The following is a 12,089-nucleotide window of genomic DNA, read 5'->3' as shown; positions in this document are numbered from 1 at the left end:
GCCGCCAAGCGCGCCATTGCTCTTGTCTTGCGCCCGACGGGTCGCTAGGCCAAGGTAACATTCAAACGATAAAGAGACAGTTCCATGGCGAAAACACCTGATTTCAATGACCGCATGCTTTCCCTCGGCCTCGCACGTGTTGCCGAACAGGCGGCGATTGCCTCTGCCAGCCTGATCGGGCGCGGCGATGAAAAAGCCGCCGACCAAGCCGCAGTTAACGCCATGCGCGAGCAACTCAACCTGCTCGATATCGCAGGCGTTGTTGTCATTGGTGAAGGCGAGCGCGACGAAGCACCGATGCTCTACATTGGCGAAGAAGTCGGCACAGGCAACGGCCCGGGCGTCGATATCGCTCTGGACCCGCTAGAGGGCACGACACTGACAGCCAAAGACATGCCCAACGCATTGACTGTGATCGCCATGGGGCCGCGCGGCTCGATGCTGCATGCGCCTGACGTCTATATGGACAAACTCGCCATTGGTCCGGGCTTTCAGGAAGGCATCGTCACCCTTGATATGCCCTATGCAACGCGCGTTTCGGCGCTGGCTTCGGCCAAGGGCTGCGCGCCGTCCGATATTACCGTTTGCATCCTCGAGCGCCCGCGCCACGAGGAAATGATCGCGGAAGTACGCTCTACGGGCGCATCTATCCGTCTGATTACAGATGGTGACGTCGCAGGCGTGATGCACTGCGCAGAACCTGAACTGACAGGCATCGACATGTATATGGGCTCTGGCGGCGCGCCAGAGGGCGTGCTTGCGGCCTCTGCGCTCAAATGTATGGGGGGTCAGATCTACGGTCGCCTCTTGTTCCGCAATGATGACGAACGCGCCCGCGCCACCAAAGCAGGCATCACTGATTTCGACCGCGTTTATGCGCGTGATGACATGGTGACCGAGGACGTGATTTTCGCGGCGACAGGCGTGACAGGCGGTACGCTCTTGCCCGCAATCAAACGCGAGGTTGGTTATGTCACCACCGAAACGCTTCTGATGCGCTCAAAGACCGGCTCTGTGCGCCGCATGAGCTATCGCAACCCGACAACTGCGCATTAAATCATGGGGGCGTTCCTCAATGTGGAGCGCTCACTCACGGGTCGGCGCTGGGTCGGCCCGGATATCGAGGTTGCGCGCCAAGGCGAAGCCATAGCGCAGGCCACCGGCCTTCCTGCCCCGATTTGCGCCGTGCTTGCGCGGCGCGGTGTGCGGCCGGAGGAAGCCGACGATTTCCTCGCCCCGACCCTTAAGAACCTGCTGCCTGATCCACGCTCGCTGCGCGATATGGAAAAGGCGACAGCGCGCATTCTGGCCGCTGTCAAAGCCCGCCAGAAAATCGCGATCTTCGCAGATTACGATGTGGATGGCGGCACCTCTGCCGCGCTCATCATCGATTGGTTGCGCCATTTCGATCAAACCGCCACGCTCTATATTCCCGATCGTATCGACGAAGGCTACGGCCCGAACGATGAAGCCATGTCCATGCTCGCGCGCGACCATGATCTGATTATCTGCGTGGATTGCGGCACACTCAGCCATGGTCCCATTGCAGCGGCCAAGGGCGCGGATGTGGTTGTGCTGGACCACCACCTTGGCGGCGAAACCCTGCCCCCCGCCCTTGCTGTTGTGAACCCCAACCGCGCCGATGAAAGCGGTGATCTCGCCCATCTCTGTGCAGCTGGTGTGGTCTTTCTGATGCTGGTTGAAGCAGGTCGACAACTGCGCGAGGAGGACGCAAACGGGCCTAACCTTCTGAACATGCTTGATCTTGTCGCCCTTGGCACCGTCGCTGACGTCGCCCCGCTTATCGGTGTTAACCGCGCGCTGGTACGACAGGGACTTACCGTTATGGGACGGCGCGAACGTGTTGGACTGACCGCTCTTGCCGATGTGTCACGCATGGACACCGCGCCCTCCTCTTATCACCTCGGCTTCTTGCTTGGTCCGCGCGTCAATGCAGGTGGGCGCATCGGCAAGGCCGACCTCGGCGCACGTCTGCTTGCCACGCAAGACCCGCATGAAGCGCAGGCCATGGCCGAACGGCTAGATATGCTGAACACAGAACGCCGCGAGATCGAAAACAACGTGCGCGCGGCCGCGCTCGATCAGGCCGAAACGCGCGGCTTTGATGCCCCGCTTGTTTGGGCAGCGGGGACCGGTTGGCACCCCGGTGTCGTTGGCATCGTCGCCTCGCGCCTGAAAGACGCCGCGCATCGCCCCGCCATTGTCATCGGCTTTGACGGGGACGTTGGCAAAGGCTCTGGGCGCTCCATTTCCGGCGTCGATCTGGGCGCAGCGATCCAGCGCCTTGCCCATGAAGGGTTGATCGAAAAAGGCGGCGGTCACAAGATGGCGGCGGGCCTATCGCTATCACGCGCGCAGTTGGAACCTGCCATGGCGCGCTTGTCCGAATTGATGGCAAAGCAGGGCGCTGGCGACGCCGGCCCCGCTGATTTGCGCCTTGATAGCATCCTGATGCCTGGCGCCGCACAGATCGAATTGATCGAGCAGATCGAACAGGCAGGCCCCTTCGGCGCTGGCGCACCCGCCCCGCGCTTTGTCTTTCCCGATTGCGAAATCCGCTTTACCAAACGCGTTGGTGAAACCCACCTGAAAGTCACATTTGGCGACGGGCTCGGTGCGCGGCTGGAAGCGATTTGCTTTGGCGCAATGGACACCCCCCTTGGCCCTGCGTTGGAGAATCATGGCGGCAAACGCTTTCACCTTGCAGGGCGACTAGAGATCAATTCATGGGGCGGACGACAGAGCCCGCAGTTGCGCTTGGAAGACGCCGCAGAGGCTTAAAATGCAGCGCGTGAATTTCTTTGAAACTTCTCGCAAAAAACCTGATTTTTACTCTTGCACGACTTCGCGACTTTGCCTAGAAGTCGCCTCACGCCAGATGCTGGCCCGTTCGTCTATCGGTTAGGACGCCAGGTTTTCAACCTGGAAAGACGAGTTCGATTCTCGTACGGGCTGCCACTGGCGTTATTTTCCCCTTCGATTTCAATGACGCGCTGCTTTGGCAGAGCAGGTCTGCGCTGCCTTTTCGCTTTCGCCATAAATCCAGGCGTGCCATGTTGCTGCGGCCAGACACAAGCCAGGCGATGCGTAGCAGCGATCCGCCCCTCCCAGCCCAAAGGAGCATCACATGGCATCACCACACCGGGTCGCGCTTGTGGATATCGCACGCACCATTGCTTTGCTCGCTATGGCGATCTTTCATTTCACCTATGATCTGGAACTGTTCGGATTCGCCCCGCGCGGCACAATGGCCAGCCTTGAATGGCGCCTGTTTGCCCAAGCTATCGCAGGCAGCTTTATTTTCCTATCGGGCGTTAGCCTTGTGTTGGCCACCAAAGATAGCCCGATCAAGCCTCAAAAGTATCTCAGACGCCTCATCATGATCGGCCTAGCTGCGATTGCGGTGTCTGTTGGAACCTATGTGGCCAATGGCGCTGCATTCGTGCGTTTTGGCATCCTGCATCTGATGTTTGCCGCAAGCATTCTGGGTTTGCTTACCCTACGCAGCTCGTTCTGGGTGTCTGGCCTCTTGGGTGCGCTGATCGTCGCCCTGCCCCATTTCACGGATTGGCCCTTGCTCGATGACGTCAACTGGCTCTGGCTTGGCATGACCAAGGCAGCCATGCCTGCCATGGTGGACTACACTCCGCTGATTCCCTGGTTCGGGGTCTTCTTGCTTGGCATGGCATTGGCGCAATGGATTGCCCACTCGGGCAAATGGAGCGTGATCGCCCAACTTATCAACCCAAACAATCGCCGCGTTCAGATCGCGTCTTGGCCCGGCAAACATAGCCTCGCAATCTATCTGATTCACCAACCCGTCCTCTTTGGCGCGGTTTATCTGGCGCGCATTATCTCGGGTTAACGCAGGAACAAAAAAACCGCGCCCCGCTTTCACGGGACGCGGCTTATGTCTTTTCAGCTCATATCGCTACTTCGTTATGAGCTCCGGCCCCATGAAGTATGTGGGCAAGAACGTCGAGATAATGGGAATGTAGGTCACCATAATCAGGAAAACGAAAAGCACTGCGAGGAACGGCAGCGCCGCTTTCACGACGCTCATCATTGGCATTCCCGCCACGCCCGAAGTCACGAAGAGGTTAAGACCCACAGGCGGCGTAATCATCCCGATCTCCATGTTCACCACCATGATGATGCCAAGGTGAATAGGATCAATGCCAAGCTGGATCGCAATCGGGAACACCAGCGGTGCAACGATCACGATCAGGCCTGATGGCTCCATGAACTGACCGCCGATCAAAAGGATCACATTTACAATAATCAGAAAGACCACTGGACCAAAGCCCGCATCCAGCATCGCACCTGCAATCTGCTGCGGGATCTGCTCGTCCGTGAGAACATGCTTGAGGATCAACGCGTTGGCGATGATGAACATCAGCGTGACCGTCAGCTTGCCCGCATCAAAAAGCGTATCGCGTGTGTCTTTGTGAAAGAATGCCGTGACCAGCGCGATGGGTTTTTCCAATAGCGATAGGTTGCGCTCGCCCTCGGGTCGGCTAAGCGGACCCATATCACGATAAACGAAACAGGCGATAAAGAACGCATAGACCGCTGCAACCGCCGCCGCCTCTGTCGGGGTAAAGATACCGCCATAGATACCGCCAAGGATAATCACGATCAAGAACAGACCCCAGCCGGCTTCCATGCCGGATGCCCAAACTTCGCCCCAGCCTTTCCACTCGCCCTTAGGCAGGTTCTTGATCTTGGCCATGATATAGATCGTCACCATCAACATCGTACCGGCCATAAGGCCCGGAATAACGCCTGCAAGGAACATACGGCCCACAGACACATCTGTGGCAGAGGCATAGACCACCATCACAATGGATGGCGGGATCAGAATGCCAAGCGTACCCGCGTTAGCGATGACGCCTGCTGCGAATTCCTTGGTATAGCCGACCTGACGCATACCCGCGATCACGATAGAGCCGATAGCAACCACAGTGGCAGGGGAAGAACCGGACAAAGCCGCGAAAAGCATACAAGCGAACACGCCCGCAATCGCCAGACCGCCGGGGAAATGGCCGACAATTGCGATGGAAAAGCGGATAATCCGCCGTGCCACGCCGCCCGTACTCATAAAGCTGGAGGCAAGAATGAAGAACGGGATCGCTAACAGCGTATAGTGCCCTGCCATCGCTTGGAAAAACGTCTGCGCGATAGACGCAAGCGACGTATCACTCAGCACCAGCAAGAAGATAATCGAGGAAAAGCCGAGGCTGACCGCGATAGGAACGCCAATCAGCATCAGACCGATAATCATGGCAAAGAGAATTGCGACTTCCATTAGATCAGTCTCCTGCGTTCATATGTTTGACGTCTTCCACCGCGTCTTCGGCTTCGTGGCTGACGATCAAGGATTGTGATGTCCCATTCCAAAGCCGCACACCCGCCTGGATAAAGCGAAAGAGAAGCAGCCCTGCCCCGAAAGGGATCATGAAGTAGGGAATGAAACGTGGAAGTTTTTCGTACTCTTCGCCCTGATTGAACCAGCCTTCAAGAAAGCGCAGCATTTCGGGCATTGGAACATCAATCGTTTCATACCATGCCTGATCGCGGCTATTGGCGAACCCCGTCGGGAACCAGCGCCCCGTTGTGGAATCTAGCCCCGCGAACGGTGCCCAGTAGTCCCAGCCGCCTTTGAACAGCAAGAACGCGTAAGCGATACAGATTGCAGCGGCAAGCAAGGTAAGAGCGCGCCGCATCGGTGCCGAAACAATATTGAGGATCGCGTCCACACCCAGATGCGCTGTGATCTTTACCGCATAGCTGACACCGAACAGAACCAGCCACGCGAACAGGTAGCTGGTGGCTTCAAGGCCCCAGATAAGGCCGGTATTAAATCCGTAACGCAGAATAACGTTGATAAACGTGATAATCGTCATGAGACCCAAGATGATAGCGATGGCGCTTTCTTCGATCTCATGGACGGCGCGGCCAATTGGACCACTCGCCTGATAATGAGCGGACATAGCGCGCTCCCCCCTTGATGATTGAAATCCGGTGACTTGGTGTGTTTACCGCACTGGGCAACACCCCGATCAGAACCTGCCCCGCGTTCGGGGTTAATCCGCGCCGCCCCAAGCAGAGGCGGCGCAGATATGCTTTAGCTAGGCTAAAGACTTAGTGCTTAGCATTGATTGCTTGCGCTGCGTCGATGTTTTCCTGACCGACGTCACCAATGAACTGGTCCCAGACCGGCTTCATCGCATCAACCCAGGCCTGACGCTGCTCTGCGTTCAATTCACGTACAACGCCGCCTGCCGCGATGATCGCTTGCTTGGCTTCGTCGTTCACCTTGAAGGATTCAGAGTTACGCGCTTCAGTCACTTCGCGAACGATCGTGCTCAGCTGGTCGCGCACATCATCAGGAAGCGAGTCCCAGAAATCCGTGCTGGTCACGACGAGATAGTCGATCACACCGTGGTTTGTTTCGGTGATACCGTCCTGAACTTCAAAGAACTTCTGGCCATAGATGTTGGACCATGTGTTTTCCTGACCGTCCACAACGCCGGTTTGCAATGCGCCGTATACTTCGGAGAACGCCATTGGCTGCGGGCTCGCGCCAAGCGCTTGCATGTTGGCTTTCAACACTTCGGAGTTCTGCACGCGGAACTTCAGACCGTTTGCATCTGTGGGCAAGTTCAACGGCTTGTTCGCAGAAATCTGCGTCACGCCATTGTGCCAGAACGCGAGGCCCAAAAGACCGCGGCGCGTCATGGATTCTTTCATCGCCTGACCTGTTTCGGAGTTCTGGAACTCGTCAACTGCGTCGATGTTTTTGAACATGAACGGAAGGTCGAAAAGACGGAACGTCTTTGTAAACTGCTCGAACTTGGACAGGGATGGCGCGGCCATCTGAACGTCGCCCTGAAGCAGCGCTTCGAGAACCTGATCGTCGTTATAAAGCGTGGAGTTCGGGAAAACTTCCATGCAGGCTTTGCCGTTCATTTCGTCATTGACGCGCTGCTCAAGCAGTGTCGCGGCGATGCCTTTAGGGTGCTTGTCTGTGTTCGTAACGTGGCTGAACTTGATGACGATTTCGCCATCATCGCAAGCTGCTGTTGCTGTGTTTGCTGTGACCGCGAGGGCCAGTGCCATAGCGGCGGATGTCAGAAGTTTCATGAATGTCTCCTCCCAGAGAATAATCGTGAATAGGGAGCCGACTCATTCGATCCCCCCTCCGGAAAAGAGAATGAGACGAGATCCGGTTTCGCTCAAGGTTTTGTGAACGCGCCTGAATGTGCCGAAAAAATCATCGTTTTCAGTACATTACTTCAGATTTACGTTAGGGGTAACATGAAACTGTGCAGCATTTCACACGCACCTCGCACCTACCTGTGTGAAAAATCGCACAGATTGGAGCACTGGGATCGCACGGGGGTGCAACGACAGGGGGAATAATCCCTACCTGCGATAATCGTCTGGCTTGATGCCATATCGCGCAAGACGATCGTAAAATGTCTTGCGCGGTAGCTTCAGCGCCTTAGCCGCGGCGCTGGCGCGTCCTTTTTGGCGCTCTAGTGCTGCAATCAAAAGGGCGCGCTCGACCTGCGCCATCTGCTCGGACAGCCCAAGCCCCTCGCCCGCAGCAACAGGCGCGTTCATGCCAAGCACAAAGCGCATGGCAGCGCTCATTAAGGCACGCGCATTTCCAGGCCAGTCTTGCGCCATAAGGCCCGCCATATGCTCTGAACTTATGTCACGCGGGGCAATGCCCGACTGCTCGCCCGCCTGCGCAACATAGTGACGAAACAGCACGGGAATATCTTCTGGGCGCTCGGCAATAGACGGGATATGCACCCGGCCGACCTCAAGACGGTAGAACAGTTCTGGATGTAGCGCACCCTCAAGAGCACCAATCGAAGCACCGCCGCCAATCACCCGCACCGTGCTGCCACTGTCCAGCAACTCCATCAAAACAAACTGGGTTTGCGCAGGCAGGGCGCTGACATCATCAATGAAAAGCGTGCCGCCCGCAGCATCCTCCAGCGCGCGTTCAAGCGCAGCGCTATCAAGACCTGCCCCGCTACGTTTCACAAAAGGCGCACGCGCGGCGGGCGAGCACAAATGCACCACCTCTGCCACTTTGGATATGCCAGTGCCGGGCGCACCTGTTATCAGCGCGTCAGTGCCGGAATGGGCAACCGCGCGCGCTTGTCCACGCAAGTATTCTGCCTTTTCAGAAACACCAAAGATCAACCGTGCAGCAGGATCACCGCTTTCAAGTTGCTTCTTGAGCGCGCGGTTTTCCAGCACAAGCGCCCGTGTCTTCAAGGCGCGCTCGACAACAGCCATCAAATCACTTGGCGCGCAGGGCTTTTCCAAAAAACCGAACGCCCCTTCCCCCATGGCGCGCACGGCCATCGGGATGTCGCCCTCACCTGTCAACAAGATCACCGGCAAATCCGGATCAATCTGCTGTGCATAGGTCAATAAATGAAACCCGTCGCGCCCCGGCATGCGAATGTCCGAGACAATGACCCCGTCAAAATCGCGCGCGATATAATCCTTGGCCACGACGAAAGAACCCGCCGGCAATGGCTCGCACTCTGCAAGCATCAAGCTTTGCGCAAGCGCGTCGCGCACTGGGGCATCATCTTCAACCAGTAGAACTTTTCTCATGTGTTTTCGTCCAGTTGCGCGGCATCAAGTTCTATCGTGAAAAGCGCGCCGCCGCACTCACGGTTCTCGCCCTTGATATCGCCGCCAAAGCTTTGCACCAGACCATAGGAAATCGACAGACCTAATCCCATCCCCTCCGATGCACCCACCTCTTTCGTTGTATAGAACGGATCGAAAATGCGATCAGGCGCATCAATTCCCGGGCCCGTGTCGGCGACCTCGACGCGAACGCGCGCGTTGCCTTTGATGATCGTAATCGACAAATTGCGCTCGCCGCGCCCCTCCATCGCATCACAGGCGTTGGTAATCAGGTTAAGAAACACCTGCCCCAATCGCACCTCGCCCCCGCGCACAAGAACGGGGCCGCGCGGCGGGTCCCATTGCAAACCGACATCGCGCTCGCGCCGACGCGCAGCGCTCAGATCAAGCGCGCCCTCGATGATGCCAACCAGATCCACCGTCGCAATCGCTTCGCTTTCATTTCGCGCAAAAGCACGAAGGTTCTTGATGATCCGCCCCATACGCCGCGCCAGCTCGGAAATTCGCACCAGATTGTCCGCCGCCACATCCACCTGCCCGCGCTCCAGAAATTTTGTGCTATTCTCCGCAAACGAGCGGATCGCCATCAAAGGCTGGTTCAATTCGTGACTGATCCCTGCCGACATTTGCCCAAGCGCGCTTAACTTGCCCGCCTGCACCAATTCACCCTGCATCACGCGCAACTCTTCGGTGCGCTCTAAAACACGCGCTTCCAGCTTGGCATTTTGCAACGCCAACACGCGTCGGCGCTCCATCACCAATAACAACAGCGCCCCGACCGCAAGACTGAGCGCCGCAAAGACAGCCGCCTGCAATCCCGCAAGGCGCAGCGCTGGCGTGACATCAATCAACGCCTCTCCGGTCAGCTCAATAACTGGCAATGGCAGCTCCAGATGCAGCGCACGCTGGGGCAAATATGGACCCCAATCAATGCGCCATAACTCATATGGACCAACATAATGCTGCGCGCGCTTTTGAAGCTCTCCATTCTGATCCGAAAACCCTTTCGTCTCGCCCGCCTTTGACCAAAGCAGCATCTCCGTGCGGTTAGAAACAAATACCTCCCCCGCATCATCAGTAAAAAACACCGCAGGACGCCCGCCGCGCCAATCGAACTCGATCGCCTCTACGTCAATTATTACGATCAACGCCCCTATCGCGCGCTTGCCCGCGCCAAAACTCGGCGTCGCAAAGTAATAGGACCGTCGGTTTTGTGGCCCGGTCACGTCATGATGCGCGCCAAGCGCCCCCTGCATCGCGCGGCGGAAATAGACCGAGCCCGCAAGATCATCGGGAATATCAGGCTGGGCCGCAGCCAATACCTTGCCAGCCCCGTCCACATAAATCAGATTGCGCGCCGAGGTTTTATCTGCCGCTTCCAGCAACAACGCCTGCGCCCCCGATCGGCTTCCACCTGAATGAACCTGTGCCAGCGTCGGGTGATCCGCCAGCAAAACAACCAACTCCTGAAAGCGCTGCAAATTCCGTGTCAGCCTGTCACCCGCCAAGCGCAAATCCGCCTGTCCGCGCTGCTCCAACTGTTCCAGCGCCTGCACATAGCCATAGCGCCAGATGCCGCCCGCCAAGGCCGCAACAAGCGCCAGAAAAACCAGAATCATCAACGCGCGTTGGCGCAAAATCTGTCTCATATCACATTGCTTATATCGCCATGGCTTGCAAAGGCCAGTCACTCGCTTCAATGCTGGGAACATGCAAAACTGGCCACAAAACCCGACCGATCCCGCCTTCGTGCAAAACCCGTATCCTGCCTATGAGGTGGCCCGTGCGCAGGCCAGTGTGCAATATTGGCCCGCCTATGGCATGACGGCCGTGTTTTCCAATACCATTGCCACCGCGGTTCTGCGGGATCGCCGTTTTGGCCGTGAACCGCTGGAACCTGTCAGTTTTCCCGCGCATCTCGAACCCTTTTACGCGATTGAAGCACACTCCATGCTAGAGCTGGAACCGCCGCGCCACAAACGTTTGCGCAGCCTTGTGCTGCGCGCTTTCACCTCGCGCAGGATCAAAAGCCTTGGACCTGAAATCGCAACGCTTTGCGATGAACTGCTCGATCAGATTCCGGGTGATGCACCGTTCGATCTTATAGAAACCTACGCAACGCCCATTCCGATAATCATCATCTGTCGTCTCCTCGGCGTGCCCGAAGACATGGCCGCCCAGCTTCTGCAATGGTCCAACGATATGGTTGCCATGTATCAGGCCCGGCGCGACCGCGCGATTGAAGAACGCGCGGCTCAGGCCGCGTCAGATTTCGCAGCCTTCATCCGCAGCTATATCGCTGAAAAACGTCTCAAGCCGGCGGACGATCTCATCACGCAACTCATCGCCGCAGAAGAGGACGGCGAAAAACTCAGCACGGAGGAATTGATTTCAACCTGCATTCTGCTGCTCAACGCAGGCCACGAAGCAACAGTTCACACGATCGGCAACGGCGTCAAAACCCTGCTCGAAGAAGAGGTTGATCCAGTCTTTCTCGATGAAAGCCACATTGAAGCAACTGTCGAGGAAATCATCCGCTTTGATCCGCCTTTGCATATCTTTACCCGCTATTGCTATGAAACCGTCGAAATAGGGCGCAGCGTTTTCAAGCGCGGCGATGAAATCGCCGTCATGCTTGGCGCGGCCAATCGTGATGAAGCCGTCTGGGAGCACGCGCAGCGCTTCAATCCGGCGCGCCCTGTGCAAACCAACACAAGCTTTGGCGGCGGCATCCACTTTTGCGTCGGCGCCCCCCTGGCCCGCCTCGAGCTGCAAATCGCAATCCCCAAGCTCTTTGCGCGGTTTCCCGATATGCGCATTGTAGAGGCCCCGAAGTACGCCAATCTCTACCATTTCCACGGATTAGAACGCCTGATGCTCTCAGCAAACGATTGACAGGGTCCGCTTTCAAAAGGCCCAATACGCGCAGCCCTTAGTCAAATGAGATTACCGATGCGCAATATTTTCAAAACCCTGTCTATCTGCCCGCTCCTGCTGGCCCCCGCGCTTAGCGCCCAAGAACGTGTCCTCGATCCAGCCAAAGCCGCCGGCTTTGACACCATTATCACCCAATGCGTCAGCTTCACGCGCGTGGATTTCGTCAATGCGCTCTGCGATGATCTCTTGCTGCGCATCGCCCCCATGATCGACGCCGTTGGCCTGAACCATATCCCTTTGGGGCGCACTGAATGGGGTTATGGTAGCGATGTGTACCTGACCCCTGGCACGGGTAGCCAGCTTGGAACGCCCGTCAACCTGACAATCTACCTGCGCGGCACGGACGAGCCGGGCACCGCTGCGCTGTGGCTCTCGCTCTATGAAACCGTCAATGCGCCGCGCAAAGGCCGACTTGCCATTTGGGAAGACTACGCAATGGGTGTCGG

At 57.3% G+C, this 12,089-nt stretch carries 10 protein-coding genes and 1 tRNA gene; 6 read left to right on the top strand and 5 right to left on the bottom strand.

The genetic code is table 11. The features are described 5' to 3' along the window. The first annotated feature begins 84 nt into the window (after positions 1–84). From glpX to WBC85_RS00805, 4 genes are all read left to right on the top strand, one after another. Complete coding sequence (glpX, locus tag WBC85_RS00820) at positions 85–1,056, top strand: class II fructose-bisphosphatase (protein WP_424432788.1); 972 nt, start codon at positions 85–87, stop codon at positions 1,054–1,056. Between the two features lie 3 nt (positions 1,057–1,059). Next, positions 1,060–2,802, top strand: a complete 1,743-nt coding sequence (gene recJ, locus WBC85_RS00815) for a single-stranded-DNA-specific exonuclease RecJ (RefSeq protein WP_424432787.1) — start codon at positions 1,060–1,062, stop codon at positions 2,800–2,802. 102 nt (positions 2,803–2,904) lie between these two features. Next, positions 2,905–2,979, top strand: a tRNA-Glu gene (locus tag WBC85_RS00810). A gap of 169 nt (positions 2,980–3,148) precedes the next feature. Continuing rightward, positions 3,149–3,886 (top strand): DUF1624 domain-containing protein, encoded by a 738-nt coding sequence (locus WBC85_RS00805; protein ID WP_424432786.1) that lies wholly within the window; start codon positions 3,149–3,151, stop codon positions 3,884–3,886. A 66-nt stretch (positions 3,887–3,952) separates the two neighbouring features. On the opposite strand, the gene WBC85_RS00800 is transcribed toward WBC85_RS00805, so the two are convergent. From WBC85_RS00800 to WBC85_RS00780, 5 genes are all read right to left on the bottom strand, one after another. Then, a complete protein-coding gene (locus WBC85_RS00800; protein ID WP_424432785.1) occupies positions 3,953–5,329 on the bottom strand; it encodes a TRAP transporter large permease in 1,377 nt (458 codons plus the stop codon). 4 nt (positions 5,330–5,333) lie between these two features. After that, positions 5,334–6,014, bottom strand: a complete 681-nt coding sequence (locus WBC85_RS00795; RefSeq protein ID WP_424432784.1) for a TRAP transporter small permease — start codon at positions 6,012–6,014, stop codon at positions 5,334–5,336. A gap of 151 nt (positions 6,015–6,165) precedes the next feature. Continuing rightward, the gene (locus WBC85_RS00790) at positions 6,166–7,167 is read right to left on the bottom strand and encodes a DctP family TRAP transporter solute-binding subunit (protein ID WP_424432783.1); all 1,002 of its coding nucleotides are present in this window, start codon (positions 7,165–7,167) and stop codon (positions 6,166–6,168) included. 282 nt (positions 7,168–7,449) lie between these two features. After that, complete coding sequence (locus tag WBC85_RS00785) at positions 7,450–8,667, bottom strand: sigma-54-dependent transcriptional regulator (RefSeq protein ID WP_424432782.1); 1,218 nt, start codon at positions 8,665–8,667, stop codon at positions 7,450–7,452. Continuing rightward, positions 8,664–10,355 carry a sensor histidine kinase gene (locus WBC85_RS00780; protein WP_424432781.1) on the bottom strand — a complete coding sequence of 564 codons (1,692 nt, stop codon included), beginning with the start codon at positions 10,353–10,355 and terminating at the stop codon, positions 8,664–8,666. Before WBC85_RS00780 ends, WBC85_RS00785 begins: the two co-directional genes overlap by 4 nt. Before the next feature lie 61 nt (positions 10,356–10,416). Between WBC85_RS00780 and WBC85_RS00775 the strand changes: the two genes are divergently transcribed. Next, positions 10,417–11,601, top strand: coding sequence for a cytochrome P450 (locus WBC85_RS00775; RefSeq protein ID WP_424432780.1), 1,185 nt, complete (start codon positions 10,417–10,419; stop codon positions 11,599–11,601). A gap of 57 nt (positions 11,602–11,658) precedes the next feature. Further along, positions 11,659–12,089 (top strand): hypothetical protein (locus WBC85_RS00770; RefSeq protein WP_424432779.1); only part of this gene is annotated, 431 nt, incomplete at its 3' end.

The organism is Planktotalea sp. (assembly GCF_049680325.1).
Taxonomy (GTDB): domain Bacteria; phylum Pseudomonadota; class Alphaproteobacteria; order Rhodobacterales; family Rhodobacteraceae; genus Planktotalea.
The sequence above is the reverse complement of the archived record's forward strand: the minus strand, read 5'-3'. Positions and strand labels throughout refer to the sequence as shown.

Coding starts and splice junctions, on each gene's coding strand:
- WBC85_RS00790 (WP_424432783.1), bottom strand. CDS start 7,167: ATGAAACTTCTGACATCCGCCGCTATGGCACTGGCCCTCGCGGTCACA.
- WBC85_RS00805 (WP_424432786.1), top strand. CDS start 3,149: ATGGCATCACCACACCGGGTCGCGCTTGTGGATATCGCACGCACCATT.
- WBC85_RS00780 (WP_424432781.1), bottom strand. CDS start 10,355: ATGAGACAGATTTTGCGCCAACGCGCGTTGATGATTCTGGTTTTTCTG.
- WBC85_RS00775 (WP_424432780.1), top strand. CDS start 10,417: ATGCAAAACTGGCCACAAAACCCGACCGATCCCGCCTTCGTGCAAAAC.
- WBC85_RS00795 (WP_424432784.1), bottom strand. CDS start 6,014: ATGTCCGCTCATTATCAGGCGAGTGGTCCAATTGGCCGCGCCGTCCAT.
- WBC85_RS00800 (WP_424432785.1), bottom strand. CDS start 5,329: ATGGAAGTCGCAATTCTCTTTGCCATGATTATCGGTCTGATGCTGATT.
- WBC85_RS00785 (WP_424432782.1), bottom strand. CDS start 8,667: ATGAGAAAAGTTCTACTGGTTGAAGATGATGCCCCAGTGCGCGACGCG.
- recJ (WP_424432787.1), top strand. CDS start 1,060: ATGGGGGCGTTCCTCAATGTGGAGCGCTCACTCACGGGTCGGCGCTGG.
- glpX (WP_424432788.1), top strand. CDS start 85: ATGGCGAAAACACCTGATTTCAATGACCGCATGCTTTCCCTCGGCCTC.